The sequence below is a fragment of the Pedobacter sp. AC402 genome, assembly GCF_979252805.1.
Genome location: NZ_CEEDAI010000007.1, coordinates 49266 through 71837 on the forward strand (window position 1 = coordinate 49266; position 22572 = coordinate 71837).

General features: G+C 36.0%; 21 protein-coding genes and 3 pseudogenes. 15 read left to right on the forward strand and 9 right to left on the reverse strand.

Features of this window, described 5'->3' with window-relative positions:
• The first annotated feature begins 13 nt into the window (after positions 1-13).
• The 4 genes and pseudogenes from AC0IWE_RS06670 (at position 14) to AC0IWE_RS06685 (ending at position 4035) form a co-directional block, all read left to right on the forward strand.
• Positions 14-1180 (forward strand): galactokinase, encoded by a 1167-nt coding sequence (locus AC0IWE_RS06670; RefSeq protein WP_471792464.1) that lies wholly within the window; start codon positions 14-16, stop codon positions 1178-1180.
• A 66-nt stretch (positions 1181-1246) separates the two neighbouring features.
• Positions 1247-1779: pseudogene (locus AC0IWE_RS06675) on the forward strand (RNA methyltransferase).
• An 80-nt stretch (positions 1780-1859) separates the two neighbouring features.
• A complete protein-coding gene (locus tag AC0IWE_RS06680; protein WP_471792465.1) occupies positions 1860-2516 on the forward strand; it encodes a YdeI/OmpD-associated family protein in 657 nt (218 codons plus the stop codon).
• Positions 2517-2751: 235 nt separating this feature from the next.
• Positions 2752-4035, forward strand: a complete 1284-nt coding sequence (locus tag AC0IWE_RS06685) for an OmpA family protein (RefSeq protein WP_471792466.1) — start codon at positions 2752-2754, stop codon at positions 4033-4035.
• A 189-nt stretch (positions 4036-4224) separates the two neighbouring features.
• On the opposite strand, the gene AC0IWE_RS06690 is transcribed toward AC0IWE_RS06685, so the two are convergent.
• Positions 4225-5523, reverse strand: coding sequence for a DEAD/DEAH box helicase (locus AC0IWE_RS06690; protein WP_471792467.1), 1299 nt, complete (start codon positions 5521-5523; stop codon positions 4225-4227).
• Between the two features lie 346 nt (positions 5524-5869).
• On the opposite strand from AC0IWE_RS06690, the gene AC0IWE_RS06695 reads away from it, so the two are divergent.
• From AC0IWE_RS06695 to AC0IWE_RS06710, 4 genes are all read left to right on the forward strand, one after another.
• Positions 5870-6031, forward strand: a complete 162-nt coding sequence (locus AC0IWE_RS06695) for a hypothetical protein (RefSeq protein WP_157255497.1) — start codon at positions 5870-5872, stop codon at positions 6029-6031.
• A 505-nt stretch (positions 6032-6536) separates the two neighbouring features.
• Entirely contained in the window at positions 6537-7559 is a 1023-nt protein-coding gene (locus AC0IWE_RS06700) for a S66 peptidase family protein (protein ID WP_471792468.1), read from the forward strand.
• A gap of 133 nt (positions 7560-7692) precedes the next feature.
• On the forward strand, positions 7693-7902 hold the full coding sequence (locus AC0IWE_RS06705) for a DUF2683 family protein (protein WP_471792469.1): 210 nt from the start codon (positions 7693-7695) through the stop codon (positions 7900-7902).
• Positions 7884-8165, forward strand: coding sequence for a Txe/YoeB family addiction module toxin (locus AC0IWE_RS06710; protein ID WP_471792470.1), 282 nt, complete (start codon positions 7884-7886; stop codon positions 8163-8165). Before AC0IWE_RS06705 ends, AC0IWE_RS06710 begins: the two co-directional genes overlap by 19 nt.
• A 1-nt stretch (position 8166) precedes the next feature.
• Here the strand turns inward: AC0IWE_RS06710 and AC0IWE_RS06715 are convergent, their stop codons facing one another.
• From AC0IWE_RS06715 to AC0IWE_RS06725, 3 genes are all read right to left on the reverse strand, one after another.
• The gene (locus tag AC0IWE_RS06715; RefSeq protein ID WP_055913593.1) at positions 8167-9483 is read right to left on the reverse strand and encodes a hypothetical protein; all 1317 of its coding nucleotides are present in this window, start codon (positions 9481-9483) and stop codon (positions 8167-8169) included.
• A gap of 343 nt (positions 9484-9826) precedes the next feature.
• Positions 9827-9946: an Hsp20 family protein gene (locus tag AC0IWE_RS06720; RefSeq protein WP_471792471.1), complete on the reverse strand. Its 120-nt coding sequence runs from the start codon at positions 9944-9946 to the stop codon at positions 9827-9829.
• 28 nt (positions 9947-9974) lie between these two features.
• Entirely contained in the window at positions 9975-10262 is a 288-nt protein-coding gene (locus AC0IWE_RS06725; protein WP_471792472.1) for an Hsp20/alpha crystallin family protein, read from the reverse strand.
• Between the two features lie 67 nt (positions 10263-10329).
• Between AC0IWE_RS06725 and AC0IWE_RS06730 the strand changes: the two genes are divergently transcribed.
• On the forward strand, positions 10330-10815 hold the full coding sequence (locus tag AC0IWE_RS06730; RefSeq protein ID WP_471792473.1) for an acyl-CoA thioesterase: 486 nt from the start codon (positions 10330-10332) through the stop codon (positions 10813-10815).
• Between the two features lie 11 nt (positions 10816-10826).
• Here the strand turns inward: AC0IWE_RS06730 and AC0IWE_RS06735 are convergent, their stop codons facing one another.
• On the reverse strand, positions 10827-12251 hold the full coding sequence (locus tag AC0IWE_RS06735) for an FAD-binding oxidoreductase (RefSeq protein ID WP_471792474.1): 1425 nt from the start codon (positions 12249-12251) through the stop codon (positions 10827-10829).
• Positions 12252-12254: 3 nt separating this feature from the next.
• Positions 12255-12623: a dihydroneopterin aldolase gene (gene folB / locus AC0IWE_RS06740; RefSeq protein ID WP_471792475.1), complete on the reverse strand. Its 369-nt coding sequence runs from the start codon at positions 12621-12623 to the stop codon at positions 12255-12257.
• Between the two features lie 113 nt (positions 12624-12736).
• Between folB and AC0IWE_RS06745 the strand changes: the two genes are divergently transcribed.
• From AC0IWE_RS06745 to AC0IWE_RS06765, 5 genes are all read left to right on the forward strand, one after another.
• Positions 12737-13927, forward strand: coding sequence for an acyl-CoA dehydrogenase family protein (locus tag AC0IWE_RS06745; protein WP_471792476.1), 1191 nt, complete (start codon positions 12737-12739; stop codon positions 13925-13927).
• Positions 13928-14055: 128 nt separating this feature from the next.
• Positions 14056-14457 carry a GxxExxY protein gene (locus AC0IWE_RS06750; protein ID WP_471792477.1) on the forward strand — a complete coding sequence of 134 codons (402 nt, stop codon included), beginning with the start codon at positions 14056-14058 and terminating at the stop codon, positions 14455-14457.
• Positions 14458-14559: 102 nt separating this feature from the next.
• Positions 14560-14937 carry an SRPBCC domain-containing protein gene (locus AC0IWE_RS06755; protein WP_463495053.1) on the forward strand — a complete coding sequence of 126 codons (378 nt, stop codon included), beginning with the start codon at positions 14560-14562 and terminating at the stop codon, positions 14935-14937.
• A 13-nt stretch (positions 14938-14950) separates the two neighbouring features.
• Entirely contained in the window at positions 14951-15766 is an 816-nt protein-coding gene (locus tag AC0IWE_RS06760) for a hypothetical protein (RefSeq protein WP_471792478.1), read from the forward strand.
• Between the two features lie 42 nt (positions 15767-15808).
• Positions 15809-16021 (forward strand): hypothetical protein, encoded by a 213-nt coding sequence (locus tag AC0IWE_RS06765; protein ID WP_055913566.1) that lies wholly within the window; start codon positions 15809-15811, stop codon positions 16019-16021.
• 534 nt (positions 16022-16555) lie between these two features.
• Here the strand turns inward: AC0IWE_RS06765 and lysA are convergent.
• Both lysA and AC0IWE_RS06775 read right to left on the reverse strand, forming a co-directional pair.
• Positions 16556-17726: pseudogene (gene lysA / locus AC0IWE_RS06770) on the reverse strand (diaminopimelate decarboxylase).
• A gap of 318 nt (positions 17727-18044) precedes the next feature.
• Positions 18045-19357: pseudogene (locus AC0IWE_RS06775) on the reverse strand (aspartate kinase).
• 265 nt (positions 19358-19622) lie between these two features.
• On the opposite strand from AC0IWE_RS06775, the gene AC0IWE_RS06780 reads away from it, so the two are divergent.
• The gene (locus AC0IWE_RS06780; RefSeq protein WP_471792479.1) at positions 19623-21359 is read left to right on the forward strand and encodes a phospho-sugar mutase; all 1737 of its coding nucleotides are present in this window, start codon (positions 19623-19625) and stop codon (positions 21357-21359) included.
• Positions 21360-21503: 144 nt separating this feature from the next.
• Here AC0IWE_RS06780 and AC0IWE_RS06785 read toward each other — a convergent pair whose 3' ends face one another.
• Entirely contained in the window at positions 21504-22235 is a 732-nt protein-coding gene (locus AC0IWE_RS06785; protein WP_471792480.1) for a hypothetical protein, read from the reverse strand.
• Between the last annotated feature and the right edge of the window lie 337 nt (positions 22236-22572).

Sequence of the window (22572 nt, forward strand, 5' to 3'; positions counted from 1 at the left end):
ATATTTTAGCCAAATGAACATTAACCTTGAGGAAAAATTTGCAGCAGAATACCATAAAAAAGCCGATGCGGTTTATTTTACTCCTGGGCGCGTTAACCTAATTGGCGAACACATCGATTACAATGGCGGTTTGGTAATGCCCTGTGCCATCACCTTAGGTACCTGGGTTGCCATTGCCCCAAACAATGATCAGAAATTCAGATTTAAAAGCTTAAATTTTGAAAATCAGGTAGAAGTAAACAGCAACGTTTTAAATGATAAAGACGGAAGTTCGTGGACCAATTACCCCGTAGGCGTAATCAATGAATTTATTAGAGACGGCAAAGAAATTAACGGCCTCGATTTTTTATTTTACGGTAATATTCCAATCGGATCTGGACTTTCCTCCTCAGCATCTATCGAAATTGCAACCGCTTTTGCATTAAACAGCTATTATAATCTTGGTTATGACAAATTAGATCTTGTTAAAATTGCAAAGCGTGTTGAAAATGATTTTATCGGCTTAAATTCGGGCATAATGGATCAGTTTGCTGTTGCTTTTGGCGAAAAAGACAAAGCAATAGTATTGGATTGCGAAACTTTAAAGTATAAAATGGTTGATGTAACGCTTGGCAACTATGTACTTGCTATCATCAATACCAACAAACCACGTGAACTTGCCGATTCTAAATACAACGAGCGTGTTGCAGAATGCCAGCAGGCTTTAAAATTATTGAACCAGGAAATAACACTGCATTACCTTTGTGAATTAACTGCAGAGAAACTTGCGCTCCATAGCCACTTAATTACCGACGAAACTATTCTAAACCGCGCAACCCACGTGGTAAAAGAAAACGACCGTGTGCATTTGGCAGCAAAAGCTTTAAACAATGGAAACCTAAAAGAATTTGGAAGATTGATGTTTGCCTCGCACGAATCTCTTAGAAATTTATATGAAGTAAGCGGAAACGAACTTGATGCAGTTGTTGATTTTTGTAGCGGCTACGATCATGTTATCGGCGCACGAATGACGGGTGCTGGCTTTGGTGGTTGCGCAATAGCATTATTGGAAAAAGGTTATGAAGAAGATTTTGCGAAGCACCTTACAGATTATTATGTAGATAAAATTGGTTATCCAGCTGCGATTTACATCAGCGAAATTGGCAATGGCCCATATTTAATAACAAATGCACAAGGATAAACACAGTTTCATAAATTACATTTAATCGATGTAAACCATCAACTGCTTAATCCTTTTTAAAAAATAATGAGAAAATTAAAATTAGACGAACTAAACCGTCCTGATATTGAAGAATTTAAAGCACAGGAAAAATTGCCTGTTGTAGTAGTATTGGATAATGTTCGCAGCATGCATAATGTAGGTTCGATTTTCCGAACCGCAGATGGATTTGCTTTAGAAAAAGTAATTTTATGCGGCATTACCGCACAACCACCACACCGCGAAATTGAAAAAACAGCCCTTGGTGCAACACAATCGGTTGATTGGATTCATTATGCAGATACGTTACAGGCTGTTGATACGCTAAAGGAACTGGGCTATGAGATTGTGGCCATAAAGAGCAGGCTGAAAACAGCACCATGTTAAACACTTTTAACCCTGATCCTAATAAAAAATATGCATTAATTTTTGGAAACGAAGTAGATGGTGTAAGTGATGAAGTAATGACTAAAATTGATGAGTGTATCGAAATTCCGCAATTTGGAACCAAGCATTCTTTTAACATTGTGATTTCTGCAGGCATTGTTTTTTGGGATTTCTTTGCTAAATTGAGGCTGTAATGCCATTTTTTAAACTATAAGGCAACGAAAGGATGATATCTATTAGTCTTAGTTAACTACATCGATTTTTTAAGCTACAAATGGAAAATCTATTACTAAAAAAGCTTCAGGTAAAGCCAGGTTATGTAATTAAGGTAGTTGATGCGCCAGAAAATTCAGCTGCAATATTTGGTGATGTTCCGACTAACATCACATTTAGCGAAGAAACTGATTTTAATGTATTAATTACATTTACGATAAATAGAGATCAACTCAATCAGCAGATTCAAAATCATCTTAAAAAGATAGATTCAAAAACCATTTTTTGGATTTTCTATCCAAAAAAATCATCAAAAATCAAATCTGATCTGGATTTGATGAAAAGTTGGGAAGAACTGAATGTTTACGGCTTAACACCTTGCGCCTCAGCTGCCGTAAATGAAACATGGACGGCTTTACGCTTAAAACTCATCACTGAAGTAAAGCCATCAGGCATGCGGAATGATCATATCAAAACAAACGATTTTGGCGAATACATTGATCCCGTAAATAAAACGGTTAAACTTCCAGAGGATTTGAAAAATATTCTTGAAAACCAACCTAAAGCATTGGCTTACTTTAACCAACTCGCTTACTCCCACCGTAAAGAATATGTGCTATGGGTTTTATCGGCAAAACAAGAAAAAACCCGCTTAAACAGGCTCGAAAAAACCTTGGAAATGCTTTTAAACGGAAAGAAAAATCCATCCGAAAAATAAATAAACAATTCTTTCCTTAAGCCGCAATAGTGAAAATGTATAGAATAATATACATAATAATGAGTATTTCTTAATGCTAAGTAACATTTCTGTGAATTTATTTTAACATGCTAATCTTCTGATAACATGCTATTTGTATGTAAAATATTTCCTTTGGCAAGATTTTTTCTTAGTCGATGCAAAACAGTACGATATAAAAACTGTTAAGAGACTATTAATTACAAAATAGAAGAAAATGAATACGAGAATTACAAAATCAACAATGTTGGTTGCTTTATTAGGTTTATCATCACAATTATTTGCACAGGAGACGCCAACTACAACCAGTACTACAACAGGAACAAGATTTGGAGAAAAATCTTTCCGCACTTGGACTGTAGGTGTACACGGAGGAATACTTTCTCCTAACACCATCTTCGGATCAGGAAGTGTTAGAGCAAAAGAATTTAAAAGTATCGGTTACGGTGCAAACGTTAGAAAACAAATTTTACCATCTTTAGGTATCCAGGCTGATTTCTTAAGAGGTGATATTAAATCTACCAACGGAGCAACTGATTTTCAACAAAGCGTTGAATGGTCTGGAGCTTTAACAGCAGTGTTTAATGTTGCTAACATCAACATCAATAACGAAAATGCAGTGTTAATTCCTTATTTAAAAGGTGGTGCTGGTTACATGTCGTCTGATTATAGCACAAGTGGCGCAATTGTAAGCGAAAGTAACAATAGAGAAGGTTGGTTTATCCCGGTTGGTGCTGGTGTTAAATTAGGTGTTGCAAAAGGTATCAACATTGATTTAGGTTACGATGTAAATTTCATCAAATCTCCAGAATCATTACCTAAAAGTAGATTCGCTTATGCACATGCAGGTGTAGAATTTGCATTGGGTAGCAAAGAAAAACCTCAATTACAAAACTACAGTTCATTAGCAAACTTACGTAAAGAAAGTGCTGAAGAAAGTTCAGAATTAAGAAGAGCATTATCTACTGCTGAGCAAAATGCACAACGTGATAGAGAGCAATATGCAAAAGATCTTGGTGATGATGATAATGATGGTGTAGCAAACAAATTCGATAAATGCCCTGGTACTGCATCAGGTACAGTTGTTGATGGTTCTGGTTGCCCAATTAAAGTTCAACGTGAAGTAATTAAAGAAACAAGAGTAATTACTGAAGAAGATCGTAAAGTTGTTAAAGATGCAATTTCTAATTTGGAATTCGATTTAGGTAAATCAACTATCCGTTCTAAATCTTATACTACTTTAAACCGTGTTGCTGCTTTATTAGTAGAGAAAAACTTTAGCTTAAAATTAGCTGGCCATACTGATAATACCGGTGGTAGAGAATTAAACTTACGTTTATCTAAAGATAGAGCTGAATCGGTGAAAGCTTACTTAGTATCTCAAGGTGCTAATGCATCAAGAGTTGAAGCTACAGGTTACGGACCTGACCAACCAATTGCAACCAACAAAACTGCAGCTGGTCGTCAACAAAACCGTCGTGTAGAGTTTACTTTATATTAATCGTAAATAACGACTAAAAAAAGCTCCTCAGATTAATTTCTGAGGAGCTTTTTTTATGTTAACTTTCGTCAATTTGAATTTATCAGGATCCATATACTCAATGTATAACACCACACTTGTAAAATTGAGTTAACGTTAAAAGATCCGGAAACAAGTGCAGGATGGCGATTTATAAAAACGATTATTTAGTTAAGATAAACCCTTCTTATTCTTATAAGTCATTTTAGCTTTTGTACCAGCACTATAGTTGTAATTTTTTAAGTTACTGGCTTTCTTCTCATGAAAGGCCGCGCCACGATCGGTATCTTCTTCCTCATCGGCGTCTTTCTTTTTCTTAGGCTTGGCTGCTGCATCAACAACTTTTAAATCTTCTGGCAACTCCATTATCTCCAATTTCTGACCAATGGCTTGTTCAATCTTTTTAACCTCGATTAATTCAATGTCTGTAGAAAAAGTAATTGCTACCACATCCTCATCATCGTGTTTAACAATACGCTGAATTAAAGTTTCTTTTTGCTCAGGTAATTCTAGATGCAAAATAAAAGGAATTCCCTTAATATTTAATTCTTCCAGGTTCTCATTGGCCACAATTAGCACCCTGGCCTCAGGATTATCTTTAAAATCTTCAATATCATCATAACCTTTATCATCAAAAAATAATGAGCGGTAAATGGTAATCTCGTTTTCTTTGGGTTGATTAAAATTTTTATAAACTGTTTGAGCAGTTAAGCGTGTGTTCACAAATACTATAACTTTATCAAAAACCTCAGCATCATTTAACAATAGGGTTAACAGGTTAAGCTTTGTTCTGAAATTTGGTACCTGGTAAAGCATTTGCTGATATACTTCAGCTTGTTTTTCGCCAATTTCATCTACCTCTATAGTTGTGGTAGAATCTTTCATGAAAGGAGAAATCATATGGTTTAATTTCTCATGCATTACTTCAGTAAATACTACATGCTGAGATTTATAAGCACTATTGGCCAATTCTACAACGGGCAGTTGCAAGCCTTTTTTAACGATAAGCTCTGCATTATCTACAATAAACAATTGAATTTTATTGGTATTAAGTGCCAGTTTTAAGTATAAAGCACGTGCACGATCAGGTACTGCAACAATAATATCACATCCATCTGTTATTTCGTTCATTTGCGTATCAACTGCACCACGGCTATCAATACCCAAAATCCTAAAAGTGCTATTGCGGTTTAATAATTTAAACTGTTCCAAAACGTGATCAACATGTTCTGCATCTGGCACTAGAATTAAAGCCCTTGGTGCTTCTTCAAAAGCATACTTCAATTTCATTAAAGTAGCTAAAACATAAGTTGTCGTTTTTCCCGAACCCTCTGGTCCCACCGCTATAACATCTTGACCACCTAAAATGCGCGACATTGTTCTGGACTGGATTTCTTTTGGTGTTAAAAATCCGGCCTCAGTCATGGATGCAACAAGTGGTTTGCTAAGTTTTAATTTATCTAAAGACACAATTACTATTTTAATTTTTGAACTGCAAATATCCTTAAAATAATTAGCTTTTCTGAAATTGAATTTTCGCCTCCGGAAACGATGTAGGGTTATAATGAATTTCTGCTATGCTCTTCTTCAAACCTATAATAAAAATAAGAAGGTTATTTTTAAGTTTTTGCGCCGAAATAATAACAATAAAAACAAAACTTTAAGTTCAATGAAAAATTATTAAACTGAAAATGAATAAGTTAAAAAATAATTTAAATTAATAACTACTAAATCTATAGATATTATATACTTATTTATATATTTGCTCAACGGTAATAATAAGAAATAATATGTCAATCATTTAAACCACTAAATTATGTCCATATATTTTCAATATCCTGCCATAAGCGAATATCCGAACCAGATTTTTCCATTAAATAGCGAAAAAGAAGATCATCAGATATTAAGGGATGAAGATAGCTTAATTAAGGATCAGATTTTAGAGTTAAGAGATTATTTATCGTTAAAACAGTTATAAAAATTGGCCAGTTGACCGATTGGAAGGTTGGAGTTTCATAAACTTTTTACAATGGTTCGAATCCATTACTAGGCCGCAAAGTGTATCTCATAGCACTTTATCCTGATTCTGCTCAATCAGGCAAGATTTGGTTATCTTATATTTGTTTTGTTGTTAGCAAAGGCTATTCGCGATGAATAGCCTTTTCCTTTTAAAGCAAATTATTTTTAATATCTATAAAATGACAACATTACCAAATTATTTCTGCTCTTATAAGGGCTATTCAGTAATGGCAATGATTGAAAATTATTTTTATTAATATGGAATGAAATAGAATTCATTTTTTTTCAGAAATCCCAAAACATTTTATTTCATTCTGGGTTATTTATATAATTCACATTATACTAATCTTTTACAGATTAATTTGTTTGGTTTAAAAAAGGGATTTATGGATATAAATCCCTTTTCTTTTATGCAAAAATTTTTAATCATATCTTAGCAAAATCAACATTACATCACATTTTAGATGAACAGAAAACACTTCCTTTCTTCATTTATCGCAGCAGCAACTGTATTTCCTGCATTTAAAACATTAGCCAATACTGTAGAAAGTGAAAACTTCTCATTTAAAATGCCTCCATATTTAAAACCTGGGGATACTATTGCAATTACCAGTCCTGCAGGTTATATCACATTAGAGCAGATTCAACCTTCTATTTTACAGATGCAAAGCTGGGGTTTTAACATAAAAATAGGTGATACGATCGGTAAGCGCGATTTTACGTATGGCGGAACGGACGAAGAAAGATTAGCTGATTTCCAAAAAATGCTTGATGATTTAACCATTAAAGCCATTATGTGTGCCCGGGGTGGTTATGGTTTTGTAAGGATAATTGATAAACTTGATTTTTCGTCTTTCAAAAAGAATCCAAAATGGATTATTGGTTTTAGTGACATCACTGTTTTGCACTGCCATTTGGCAAAAAATTATAATATTGCCTCTATCCATTCCAAAATGTGCAACAGTTTTCCTGATGATTGGAGTAAAGCTGAGCCCATTCAGATTGAAACTATTCTATCCATAAAAAATGCTTTAATTGGTGAGCAAATGGGTTACTCTGCTCCCACCAATAGCAATAACAGACTTGGAAAAGTTGATGGAATTTTAGTTGGTGGAAATCTCAGCATTATTGAAACCTTATCTGGTAGCGATTCTGATTTAGATACAAAAGGTAAAATACTTTTTATTGAAGATACCGGCGAATACCTGTACAGTATTGATAGAATGTTATGGAACCTGAAGCGAAGTGGCAAACTAAAATACTTAAAAGGATTAATTGTAGGTGGTTTTAAAGTTAAACCTGATGATGCTGGTGAAGAATTTGGCAAAACCATTTATGATATTGTTATAGAAAAGGTAAAGGAATACAGTTATCCAATTGCTTTTGATTTCCCTGTAGGGCATCAAAGAAATAACTTCGCTTTAAAATGCGGCATAAACCATACTTTAATCGTAAACGAAACAGGCTCTACATTACGCACAATTTAACTTGGTAAACTTTTTGGCTTTTAGTGTTAAACGATTTCAACTCAAAGGATAATTTTTTCATAACGATAGTTAAAAGCAGACTGGCAGGAAAGTTGATCGAATAATTTCGTATTTTTGATATAAAATAATTGTTATGACTATAATCGCACATCCTAAAAACAAAAAACAAGAGGCTGCAGTGGAGGCTGTTTTAAAAGCTTTAAATGTTTCTTTTCAAAAAGAAGAGGAAAGCCCTTATAATCCTGAATTTGTTGCAAAGATAAAAAAGAGTGTGGCTGAAGTTAAGAAAGGTAATTATGTAAGATTAGATCCAAGTAAATCATTGTGGGAAAATTTGAAGTAATTGTATCAGAAAAAGCCCAAAAGAATTTACTTGCGATACAGAAATCTGGAGACAAAGGCTCAATTAAAAAAGTTAATGAAATTATCTTTGAGCTCTATGAGCATCCTGAAACAGGAGTTGGAAATCCAGAGAAACTTAAATATGATCTGACAGGTTTTTGGTCAAGGCAGATCAACCGAAAAGACAGGCTTATATATTTAATTGAAGATGATATTGTTACGGTAACCATCATCTCCGCCCTTGGCCATTACGGAGATAAATAAATTAAACCGTTTTTACTTCATCTTCGTTATAATCCTTAATATCAGTAATATAACCATTAATTAAAAGAAAATCGAACAATGGCTTTGCATCCGGAGTAACCGGCATATTAGCAGTTGTGATTACTTCATTTGTCTTTTTATCTAAGAAAGGATAGGCAAACAACCTAACATTTGTATTAAACATATCATTTACGTAACTCAATAACTGACCTGAATAATTTTCTCCGGTGAAGTTTTTAGAATTGAACACAAATTTTAAGTTATTAATATTCGTAGCTAAGCCAACGCTTTTTGGCTTACACCGGGCCAAATATTTTGCAAGGCGGTTATGGCGCGTAAAGTTAGAAACGATCACAATATTTCCTGTATCGCACATTTCCTGGGCCCGTTTGGCTACTGTTTCGAGGTCGATGTCATCAGGTGTTTCCTGCGCATCAGTTAAAACATTGGTTAATAAAACCTCAATCATAACGGCTAAATTCCCATCTTCAACCTTATTTGTGCGTTTAAACTGATCGGTAGCTTTATTGAATAAGTTAAAGTTAGGCAATGATTTCTGACCATACTTGGTTCTTAAAATCATAATATCCTTTTTATATAAGAGATCTTTAGCCTGGCGTGGGTGCGCATCTGCATCGAATATTGCCGCGGCAGAGAAATCTTTCATAATCATATACAGATTAAGCAGGATATTATCCACATCTGGAAAAGCTGGTCCTTTAACCGAAATCAAATCAATCTCCACTGATCCGATAGTTAAATTATCAGCCAAGGATTCTACCATCATTTTGGGATCCTGATAATGGTAAAAAGCTGCATAAAGTAGGTTTACACCAATAATACCTAGCACACGCTGTTGCATGTTTACATCTGTATCCAACAACCTGACATGGAAAAATATTTCGTTAGGTAAACCTCCTGGTTCGTTCTGAAAGCGGATACCAACCCAACCATGAGGCTCATTGGTACGCTTATAATTGAGGGTAGTTACGGTATCTGCGAAAGCAAAAAAGGTACGGCTTTCATATTTCTCGCCTGATAAACGCTCATTAAGCAAACCAAACTCATGATCGAGCATTTGTAAAAGCCTGTTCTGACTTACATACCGACCATTGGTTTCTGCGCCATAAATGGCATCACTAAAAGTCATATCGTAAGCCGACATTGTTTTTGCAACGGTTCCAGAAGCTGCACCAGCATTAAAAAAGTTCCTGGAAACTTCCTGTCCCGCGCCAATTTCGGCAAAAGTGCCGTAGATTCTTGGGTCAAGGTTTATTTTAAGTGCTTTGCGTTTCGTATCCAGAATTTCTCTCTCCATGCCGCAAAAATACAAAAAATGAGATTAAGGTGATTTTAAGAATGCAACTTAAAATCAATCTAAATACTAAAGTCCTCAATTCTTCATATCAATTAAGCTCAGTAGACTTAAAACATCCATTACTATTATTCAACTAGTCAGATTTTTTTTTCTCGGGTCGAGATAAAAGTTTCTTAAAAAAAATAAGGTTAATGCCATCCAGCATTAACCTTATAAAACCTAAACTTAAACTATTATGAAGCCTGCATCATTCCTTACCTCTCATTCAAAACCACTAAATGCAAGCTTCATAACCTTTGAAAAACTAAACTATTATGAAAATCCTCTCTCGAGAAAATCTTATTTACGATACTACAATTTCTTTATGCTGTAATTTAGCATCGTCTTTTTTACTGATATTGATCAATAAGATACCGTCTTTATATTCGGCGGTAATGTTATCACCATCAGCACTATCAGGCAAATTGAATGATCTTGCAAATGAGCTGTAATCAAATTCTTTGCGTGTAAAATCTTTTGCTACCTGGGGTTTCGTCTTTTTTAACTTCTGCCCAAACAGAAAGGTTATCTTTTTTTAAATTGATTTGAAAATCTTCTTTTTTCAAACCTGGAGCAGCCAACTCGATTACATAAGCAGTTTCATTTTCGTAAATATTCACATTTGGTGATTTATCAACCATTTTGTTTTTAGTTACGGCATCGCTAAACAATGAATCGAAAACATTGTTAAAGTATGGAGCTGTGTTACGGGTTCTGTTGTTAAAATTTACTAGTGTCATATCGCTTATTATTTATTTTTAAATTGATAATACACCATATTCAACTTACATACCAAAGCAAAAATTTATGATTTTTAAGACATTTTGGCAAAATAAATCCAAATCAAAAGACAAATTGGCAGAAATAAGGAATTTCTCAGACAAATTCAACTACAAAACCAATATTCATTTGCGCTTTATTGATTTCGATATGATGGGCCACGTGAATAATTCCATCTATTTTACCTACTTAGAAATTGCCCGGACTAAATACTGGGAAGAAATTATTAAATGGGATTGGAAAAAAACCGGAATCGTTATTGCCCATGCTGAACTTGATTACATTTCACCCATCGTTATGAATGACAAGATTGCAATTCATGTAAAAACATCGCGTATTGGGAATACAAGTTTTGATCTTGATTACCAGATCGTTAAATTAAAAGGAAGCGAAGAGATTATTTGCAGCAAAGGAAAAACGGTATGCATTGCAGTTGATTACACCACAGGCAAACCAACCATAATACCTGAAGATGAAAAACAAAAAATGCTCGGTTTTGAGCAACTTGGTTAAGAAGTCAAGTTTTAAAAACTTGACTTCTTTAATTCATCAGGCATAATTTTACCAGGATTTAAGATTCCGGTTGGATCGAAAACATGCTTAATCCCCCTCATTAAATTAAGGTGAATTTCGGAGTATTTGATAGGCATAAACTCCTTTTGTACCAAACCGATACCATGTTCACCAGATAGTGTTCCTCCTAAATTTGTGGTGAGCTCAAATACCTCCGCAATCCCGAATTTAAGTTTATTCTTCCAGTCATCATCGCTCATACCCGCCTTAATAATGTTTACATGAAGGTTCCCGTCGCCTGCATGGCCATAACAAACACTTTCAAAGCCATATTTGGCACCGATTTCCTTTATTCCGTTAATTAACTTTGGTAAAGCGGCGCGTGGTACTACGGTATCTTCTTCTTTATAAACGGAGTTGGATTTAACCGATTCGGCCATGGTTCTACGCATTCGCCACAATTCTTCTTTTTGTGAAGCGGTATCTGCAAATAAAACCTCGGTACATTGATGCGCTTCTAAAACGATATTTGTTTTCTCGCAATTTTTAAAAATATCGTCTAAATCATCGCCATCAAATTCTATCATAAGCAACGCGGCTACATCATCTTTTAAATCGAATTTAATATCATCGAATTTAATTACCCACTCCACTCCTTTACGTTCCATAAATTCTAAGGCAGATGGCGTTACTCCTGCCCTAAATATTGCCGAAACCGCGGCACAAGCATCTTCATTGGTACTAAAAGAGCCCATCATTAATACAGATTGTGAAGGTTTTGGCAAGAGCTTGGTTACAATCTTCGTTACTACACCCAAAGTACCTTCTGAACCGATCATTAACTGGGTTAAGTTATATCCTGAAGCATATTTTAAAGTATTCGCCCCAGTCCAAATGATCTCCCCGTTAGGCAAAACCACTTCAAGATTCAAAATATATTCACGTATTGTTCCGTATTTTACAACACGTGGCCCGCCAGAACCATGAGCCACATTACCACCTATAAAGCAGGATCCTTTGCTACTCGGATCAACCGGGTATAAAAGTCCTTTCTCGGCTACGGCATTAATAAATTCTTCTGTAATTACGCCGGGCTCTACTGTGGCCTGCAAATTTTCTGTATCAATATCAATAACAGCTTTAAATTTTTCCATGGATAAGGAAACGCCACCATAAATAGGCAGAGCAGCACCACTTAAACCAGTACCACCTCCACGGGGTGTAACCGGAACATGGTGTGCATTACAGATTTTCAATAAAGCAGAAACTTCTTCGGGCGTAGTCGGTTTTACTACAACTTCTGGTTGGTAACGCAAATCTTCTGTTTCATCATGACTGTAATTTGTTAAACTATCTGCATCAGTAAATACTTTATCTGCTCCGATAGCAGCCTTGATTTCTGCTAAAATTTCAGGATTTATTTTGGTAAAATTCATTTCTTAGTTTGCTGATGTATAGTTTAATTTAACAAAAGAGTAGCCAATCTGTCCTGGCATAGGTGGGTTTAATTTTTTAATGCTCACATCAACGGTTTCCACAAAGGGATACAGTTCAATCACTTTCGAAATAATATTTTTTAAAACGGTTTCCAAAAGTTTTTGGGTGTGTTTCATTTCTTCGAGAATAATTGCGTTTAAATCTTCGTAGTTAACGGTTTGAGCAAGTTCATCGTTAAAGCCTTTTGGTACAAACGTGGTTTCTAAATCAACAACAAAATGATTTCCAATAAGTTGTTCTTCGGGATAATACCCGTGTAAAGCGAAACACTTTACATCTTTTAAAGCTACGGTTTGTTTAAAATGGCTCATGTATGTTTTGTATGCTGCAAAATTAAATTTTTATTCATGAATATAATGCCCATTGCGGTAAATTGTTACCTTTGAAATTAACGCGATTTCTTAACCAGATAACACGAAATTAAATGAGCAAATCAGCAAAAAAAGACCTGTACGAAGCGCCAGACTATTATTTATTGGACGAACTGTTAACCGATGAGCATAAATTAATCCGTGCTACGGCCAGAGATTGGGTAAAAAAAGAAGTAAGTCCGATTATTGAAGATTATGCGCAAAAGGCAGAATTTCCGAAACACCTGATTAAGGGTCTTGCTGATATTGGTGCTTTTGGACCAACAATCCCTGTTGAATATGGTGGTGCAGGATTGGATTATACTGCTTATGGAATTTTGATGCAGGAAATAGAACGTGGCGATTCTGGAATCCGCTCTACTGCATCAGTACAAGGCTCGTTGGTAATGTACCCAATTTATGCTTATGGCACAGAAGAACAACGTAAAAAATACCTTCCCAAGTTAGCCAGTGGCGAAATGATGGGCTGTTTTGGTTTAACAGAGCCTGATCATGGTTCTAACCCAGGCGGAATGGTAACCAATATTAAAGATGCCGGAAGTCATTATATTCTAAACGGTGCCAAAATGTGGATCAGCAATGCTCCTTTTGCAGATATTGCGGTGGTTTGGGCCAAAGATGAAGCTGGAAAAATAAGAGGTATGGTGGTGGAGCGCGGGATGGAAGGATTTTCTACCCCGGAAACACACAATAAATGGAGTTTGCGTGCTTCGGCAACCGGTGAATTGGTTTTTGACAACGTTAAAGTGCCAAAAGAAAATATTTTCCCTGAAATAAGTGGATTAAAAGGTCCGTTGGGCTGTTTAAACCAGGCTCGCTATGGTATTGCATGGGGAGCATTAGGGGCTGCAATGGATTGCTACGATACTGCTTTGCGTTACTCGAAAGAAAGGGTTCAGTTTGGCAAACCTATTGGTGGTTTTCAGCTGCAACAGAAGAAACTTGCAGAAATGGTAACCGAAATTACAAAGGGCCAGTTACTGGTTTGGCGATTGGGCGTATTGAAAAGTGAAAACAGAGCATCGGCAGAACAGATTTCAATGGCGAAACGGAACAGTGTTGAAATTGCATTGGACATTGCCAGAAATGCACGCCAAATGCTGGGTGGAATGGGCATAACAGGCGAATATTCGATTATGCGCCACATGATGAACCTGGAATCTGTAGTAACTTACGAAGGCACCCATGATATACACTTACTGATTACCGGAATGGATGTTACAGGATTAAACGCTTTTAAATAAAAGCAGGATTAAAGGATTTTCAGGATACTGAAATAAAACTGCAAACCATAAATTATAAATGATGTTGGCAAAATAAATAGTTGTATCCCGAACTATTACCTAAACCAAGTCTTAACAAGATTTACAAGATGGAAATAGAGGAGATAACTTACACCATAAATGGTTGTGCCATGAAGGTGCACAATACTTTAGGAAACGGTTTCCAAGAGGTTATTTACCAACGCTGCCTGGCAATTGAATTGGAAAAAGCTGGCATAAAATTTAAACGGGAAGTTGAACAAGAGATTTATTACGACGGCCTGGTTGTTGGGAAAAGAAGTGCAGACTTTGTTGTTGAAGATTTATTAACTGTTGAGCTTAAGGCCTGTATTAATCTGGAAAATCATCATTTAGCCCAAGCGAAAAATTATATTGTCGCTTATAATTTCAATGTCGGATTATTAATTAATTTTGGCGCCACAAGCCTTCAGTTTAAAAAGATTTATAACCCGATAATAAATAAATATAAATCAGGGTTAAACAAGAGCTAAGGATTGAGACAAAGATTAATACTAACTAATAAAACATCAGGATATGATTTTTCTCGAACTATAATCAAGAAAATCTTTAAATCCTAAAAATCATGATACAGAATGGACTTTAAAAAATACACCTACATCCCTGCCCCACCCGAAGAAGTTTATTTAGCACTCACCAAAGAAACCAGTATAAAATTGTGGACTGGTGCCGATGTTGAATTTGAAGAAGTACCCGGCACTGAATTCTCTTTTTGGGATGGCGATATCACCGGCAAAAACATAGAATTTACTTACGGTAAACAGATTGTTCAACAATGGTATTTTGGCGAAGATAACGAAGCTTCTATTGTAACCATAAAACTGCACGAAGATAAAAAAGGCACTTCACTGGAGTTTAAACAAACTAATATTCCTGATGAAGATTATGAAGATTTTACCTCGGGCATTCAGGAATATTTTCTGGGTGGACTGGTAGATTTTTTTGACGAATAAACAAAACATCAATATGAAAACTAAAATTACCGCTCTTTTTTCCAGCTTACTTTTTATCATCTCAATCAGCTCCTGCACAACATTTCTTACCCCGGCCATCCTCGGCAACAATATGGGCTACATGCCCAAAGCAATGGGTGCAGATTCGGTTAAAACGTTAACCACCTTATCGGGAAGTTATGCGGCTTCCATATCACCGGATGCCAATGTTGGCTTTGAATTTGGAATGGCGAACATCAGCCGATCACATACTTTCGAAAAAGCAAACATCTCATATGGAATTTTTGGTTACGCGGGCGTTGCCAAAGGTGGAAACGACGCTAGCGTGGTAGACAATTCTGATAATTACCTGCCATCCTTTAAAAAATCAATCGGCGGCATTGGGTTTAGGCTTTCCACAGGTTTGCATCACACTTCTGCAAATGGAAATACTGACTTTAGGTTCGTCAACTTTGAGAATGCAGTAAGTTTTGAAGGAGGCAGTTATACTGCTTTCAGGAAGCAAATTTTTAACGGCAAAATTCCTGATCATGTAGGTGTTACCGATAGAAAAGTAATCTGGACAACGGGGCTATCTACCGAGGTAATTTGGAGGGCAAGAAAGGAACACGAGATTAAACATGCTTTCAGGCTTTTTATCGGTGGTACTCCTGATTTGGTAAAGAGCTTTAGATCCGGAAGTGAAGCCGCTATTGATATCCGTGATAAAAATTCATTGGGATGGGCTTTTAACTATTTCCTTTATGTAAAGCGGTTTTCACTCGGTTTTGAGCTTGCTAACAGTGTAAACTATTCAGAAAAACTAAGTTTAGGATATTCATTCAGATAAAACATAATTGACCTATTGCTGTTCTGCTATAAATTAAATACCATGAACAAAACTGTAGGACTTATATTAATCGTTGTGGGTATCGCTATGCTCATCTGGACGGGATTTAGCTATACAAAAAAAGAAAAAATTGTAGATGCAGGCCCAATTCAAATATCTGCTGATAAGGAAAAATCGGTTAATTGGCCCCCATTCGCTGGCGGAATTATTCTGGTAGCAGGGGTTATTGTTTTTGTGGCTGCTAAGAAAAAATAACACTCCTCTATCGTAGGTAGTTGCCAGCCGCAAAGTTGCAAGGGACTAAATTCGCGTGTAATTATTAGCTGCAAAGTTGCAGGAGACCAGAATCGCGTAATATTGGGCATTACATTGCTGCAGGAGACTAAAATCGCGTGTAATTATTAGCCGCAAAGTTGCAGGAGATCAAAATCGCATAATATTGGGCATTACATTTATGCAGGAGACCAAAATCGCGTAATATTGGGCATTACATTGCTGCAGGAGACTAAAATCGCGTGTAATTGTTAGCCGCAAAGTTGAAGGAGATCAAAATCGCATAATATTGGGCATTACATTTATGCAGGAGCCCAAAATCGCGTGTAATTGTTAGCCGCAAAGTTGCAGGGGCAAAAATTAGAAAATAAACCGGCTTTTAAAGATCATAACTTTTAAATATTTATAAAAAAGCCTCGATATACACTTTGATGTGCCTTAAAAATAAAAAATCTGTTATTGATACCTAACCCAGGCATCAATAACAGATTCAATTATGCATATTTTCTTTGTAAACTACAGCTCGTAACTATAAACTGATCTTATTGCATCCCGTAGGTTATATTTCGAAGCCATTACCTTCTCCATATGCCCCAGCACTACGGATGGCAAAAATGTCTCCCCTGAAAGATTCTGGCTGTTCTACTTCTTTTCCAAAGCAATCAGTACTCTCGCAGATCGGACCTACAATATCATATTTAATGACTTCTGATTTCTGGTTACCAACTTCCGACTGACTAAGATTTTCGATCTTATGATAAGCCTGATACAATGCCGGGCGCATCAATTCTGTCATACCTGCATCTAAAACCACGAAGTTTTTCTTCTTCCCTTTTTTAATGTAAAGTGCCCTGGTAATTAATGAAGCTGATTGTCCGACTAAAGCCCTTCCCAGTTCAAAATGTACTTCCTGACCAGTTTTAACTGTCAAAAATTCATTAAAAATTTTAAAGTAAGCTTCAAAATCCGGAATTTGATGATCTGGGTTATAGTAATCAATACCCAAACCACCGCCAACATTTAATACCTGAAGATTAAATCCTTTATCTTCAAACCAGGCCGCAAATTCGTTTACACGCACACAAAGGTTTTTATATACATCGAGGTTAGTAATCTGCGAACCAATATGAAAGTGAATGCCAATAAACTTAAGGTTTGGCGATGCTTTTAAGGTTTCGGCACACTCTGGCAAATCCCATGAATTGATTCCGAATTTATTTTCATCTAAACCTGTGGTAATGTTGTGGTGTGTATGCGCATCTACATTCGGATTGATCCTGATAGCCACCTGAGCTGTTTTGCCTTTATTGGCCGCAAGTTCATTTAACACCTCCAACTCCTGGATAGATTCTACATTGAAGCAGAAGATATCAAGATCCAAGGCCTCGTTAATTTCTTTATCGGATTTACCCACCCCGGCAAAAACAATTTTTTTATGGTCGAAACCAACTTCTACTGCTCTCCTTACCTCGCCGGCACTCACACAATCAGCACCGAAACCGATAGCTTTGATCTGGTTTAACAGCACACTGTTAAAATTTGCTTTTAGGGCATAATGGATATGAAACTGATACGGAGCCGCTGCATCTGCACAGGTGCGCAAGGTTTTTTGCAACAAATCGGTGTCATAGTAGTAAAAAGGCGTTTCAATATTGTTAAACTTTGATATATCTTTATCGGCGAACATGTTCAAATTCCTTATTATAATTTTAATTTTATTCTTTGGGCTAATTTATTTGGGTAACTACCTGGATTTAAAGCATGGAAGAATTACCCAGAAACAATACAATGGAAAAATCCGATTTTTTATCGTATTACTTTTCATCGTACTGTTCCTTTTATTTATCAAAAAATGAAGATAGCAGCTGCCATATTTATCGTTCTTATTCTTTCTGCGGGACTGTATAACTCATACAAAAAATATAAAAACGGATTATTACCATCAAGCTTTCTGGCTTTTCACTTCCTCATCGGATTGCTGGTAATAATAGGCGCCTTTTTCCTCTTATTCGAATAACCTGTTGTGCAAACTTCTTAACGCTTCGGTTTTATATTCACTTAAAATTAAAAGCGATACGTTATAATTGCTACCTCCGTAAGAAATCATACGGATTGGGATGTGCTTTAAACCTTCTAAAACCCTGCTGGCGAAACCATGTTTCTCTGATCCGAAATCGCCAACCACGCATACAATGCTGTGATCGGTATCTACCTCTACAGTTCCAAAACTTTCCAGTTCTGCAATAATCTGTGGTAAATGTGCAGTTTCATCAATAGTTAACGATACCGCAACTTCAGATGTGGTAATCATGTCGATAGGCGTTTTATAGCGCTCAAAAACTTCAAAAACCCTGCGCAAAAAGCCATAAGCAAGTAGCATCCGGCTTGACTGAATGCGGATAGCAGTAATACCATCTTTGGCCGCAATCGATTTAATTTTACCTTTTTCGCTATCGTGTGTAATTAAAGTACCCGCTGCAGAAGGTTCCATTGTGTTTAATAAACGAACAGGAATTTTATACTTCTGTGCAGGAAAAACAGATTGAGGGTGTAAAATCTTTGCGCCGAAATAAGCCAGTTCTGCTGCTTCATCAAAAGATAATTGAGCAATCGGTTTGGTTCCTTTAACAACACGGGGGTCGTTATTGTGCATTCCGTCAATATCCGTCCAGATTTGAACTTCTTCTGCCAAAATTGCTGCACCTAGTAATGATGCGGTATAATCGCTTCCACCACGACGCAGGTTATCTACCTCGCCGAAACTGTTGCGGCAGATATAACCTTGCGTAATAAATAATTTATTGTCTTTATGCTGCTCTAAAAGCGGCATTAAATGTTTTGTAGTAAAAGGAATATCAGGTTCATTATCTTCATCAGTTTTCATAAAATCCAAAGCGGGCAGCAATACGGAAGGTACACCGATCGACTTTAAATAAATATGATATAGGGTTGTAGACAATAATTCGCCTTGTGCCAATACCACTTTTTCTTCTATTGAAGTAAAAATATCGTTTGCCAGGCCAGCTAAAAAGCCAAAATGGTAATCGATCACTTCATTTCCCTGCTCTTGAAATTCGGCAGCAGGCAATAACTCAACAACAAAGGATTTATATTTTTGATATAGATTTTCAACACACTCGCTACCCTTCTTCTTATCTCCAGCTAAAAAATAATTTGCAATTTCTACCAAACTATTTGTAGTACCAGACACTGCTGATAACACTACAATCTGCTCTTCATTTGGATTAACGATATCCAACAACTTCGTCATGCGCTAGGACTACCTACAGAAGTACCCCCAAATTTTAATATCTTCATCTATTTAGTAATTGTTTTTTTACCCATTGATTATATGACGGTAACTGTAAAAGCTTTACAACTATTTTAAAAAAGTTACAATCACATCATATTAATAATGGATTTTCTTTATTATTGTATCGGGGCGTGAAATTAAACAAAAGCAGCTTAAAAGCAACACCCTCAACAAAATAAAATTTGGATGGATTGAAATAAATACGTTTCAGCAAAACATCATTCATTAAAATTTGTTCAACACCAGATATTAAATTAAAAAAACAGCTCAATGCAGGCAATTGACCAATCAACACAAGCTACAATCAACCAGTGGTTAAGTGGAAATTACGATGAGAATACCAAGGCAGAAATACAGGCCCTTGTAGACAAAGATGCAACTACAGAACTAACAGATGCATTTTACAGAAGTTTAGAATTTGGAACAGGCGGTTTACGCGGCATTATGGGTGCTGGTTCTAACCGGATTAACAAATATACCATTGGAACGGCTACACAGGGATTAGCCAACTACCTGAACAACAAATACCCTAACGAGAAAATTAAAGTTGCCATTGCGCACGATAGCCGCAACAATTCTGATTACTTTGCCAAAATTACTGCGGATGTTTTCTCTGCAAACGGCATCCACGTTTACTTTTTTTCTGCGTTAAGGCCAACACCTGAGCTTTCTTTTGCTGTACGCCATTTCGGTTGCAAAAGCGGCGTAATGTTAACTGCATCACACAACCCAAAAGAGTACAATGGTTACAAAGCATACGGTGCCGATGGTGGCCAGTTTACCTCTCCTGATGATAAATTGGTAATTGATGAGGTTAACAAGATTAAAAGTATTGATGAAGTGAAATTCGACCGTGTTGAGGCGAATGTTGAACTGATTGGCGAAGATGTAGATAAATTATATTTAGATGGCATTACAGCACTTTCAATTTCTCCTGAAGCCATTAAAAGACAACACGATTTAAAAATTGTATACTCGCCTATTCATGGAACCGGAATTACTTTGGTACCTAAAGCTTTGGCGCAATTTGGCTTTACCAACGTTACTTTGGTTGAAGAGCAAAGTACACCTGACGGTAATTTCCCTACAGTGGTATATCCTAACCCTGAAGAAAAAGATGCATTAACCCTTGCGATGAATAAAGCAAAGGAAATTGATGCTGATTTGGTTTTAGCTACCGATCCTGATGCAGACCGTGTTGGTATCGCAGTAAAAGATAACAATGGCGAATGGGTATTGCTTAATGGTAACCAAACAGGAAGTTTGTTAATTAACTATCTTTTATCTGCCTGGGAAGAAAGCGGAAAACTGGATGGCAATCAATTTATTGTGAAAACCATTGTAACTTCTAACCTGATTGAAGAAATTGCAAAAAAGAAAGATGTTACCTATTATAATACCTTAACCGGATTTAAATACATTGGTCAGTTAATGACTGAGTTAGAAGGTAAAAAATACTTTATTGGCGGTGGCGAAGAAAGTTATGGGTACTTAATCGGCGATTTAGTACGTGATAAGGATGCGGTTGTTTCTGCTGCTTTTATTTCTGAAATGACAGCTTATTACAAAGATAAAGGTGCAAGTTTATACAACGCATTATTGGATATGTATGTAGAATATGGCTTGTATAAAGAAGATTTGGTTTCGTTAACCAAAAAAGGTAAATCGGGTGCGGAAGAAATTAAAGCCATGATGGTTAAATTTAGAGAAAACCCTCCTGCAACTTTGGGTGGCTCTAAAGTTTCGGTATTAAAAGATTACGAATTAAGTCAGGAAACTGATTTAGCTACAGGAAAAGTAACTAAATTGGATTATCCAACTTCGGATGTATTACAATTCATTACTGAAGATGGAAGTATTGTTTCGGCCCGCCCGAGTGGTACAGAACCTAAAATTAAATTCTATTGCAGTGTAAACGCACCATTAGCTGACAGAAAAGAGTTTGAGTCGGTTAATGCGCAACTTGCTGAAAAAATCAAAGCAGTAATGACTGATCTACAAGCATAGTTTTTCAGTACAGATACCACAGATAAAAAGGATAAACACAGATGAAAGTCATTCATCTGTGTTTTTTATTTAGTATTGTCTTGACTGGAGGCATCGCTTTTCAGCCACGGAAACACAGATTGACACGGAGAAATCTGCTAACGATTAATCAATCAGTTGCGATACATTTTTCTTAGAAATATAAATAATAGCGGGTTCATTTTTTTCGGCAGATAAAGCCTTCCCTGTTTTCTTATCATGAATAGCCCTTGTTGCAGAAACATAAAGCCTTCCTAATTTATCCAGATGTATATTGGTAAGCTGATTATCAAATGGAACTTTCAATATTTCTGGAAATCCGTTTTTCACCACCTCGATATCACTTTTTAAAATATAATTATGATCGGGGTTTCCGTTAATTGGCTCTAAATTCTCTTTTATTTTTATTTTAACCTGATTATCCAGGAGGAGACTTGCATACTCTTGAGACCTTTGTTCTGAAATATTATACGTAGAACACCGTTCCCAGGTAAATCCCTTATTCAAACTAAAGTATTGACTAAAAGTTGCTAATCGCTGATTTGCTTTATCTTTCAGGCTATTTGCTTCCAAAGCAAAGATGGTGTCCTTAACCGACAGAAAACCATATATAGGCTGATGATTTACTTTCGTTTTTCGCCAGGTTTTGCCTTTATCAGTGGTTTGATAAATCTCAGTAAGGGTAGATACCATTAAAGTATCATCAATACTTCCATAAACGGCGTGTGCTTCTCTCCCATTTGCAATTTCAATCCTTGTCCAGTTTGGATCGTTAAATGTTGGCGGAACGTCCGGTACCTCTTTTTTAGCGCATGATGATAATACCATCATTACGGCAATAGTTTTAAGTAATTTCATAGGTTTCATTTTTTTGTGTTATGCAAGATAAATAAAAAAATGATATAACTAAAAATACAGGTAAAGGGAAGCTTTTGCGTTTTTAATAAATTAATCATAGTTTATATTGCAATTCACTAAAAACTTATATCGTAATGTGTTTAATGTAAAGTATGGGAGCGCAAAATAAGAATCTTTGAAAGATTCATAAGATTTTCCAGGATACAAAAAACACATTGAGCTTCGTAAAAATGCCTGGAAAAGATAATGGTTCTATGGGATATCTTAAATACTTTAAATTCTTAAAAAATATTCTGTTATACAATTTCAATCCGATCTAGGGTTTTAAGAAATTTAC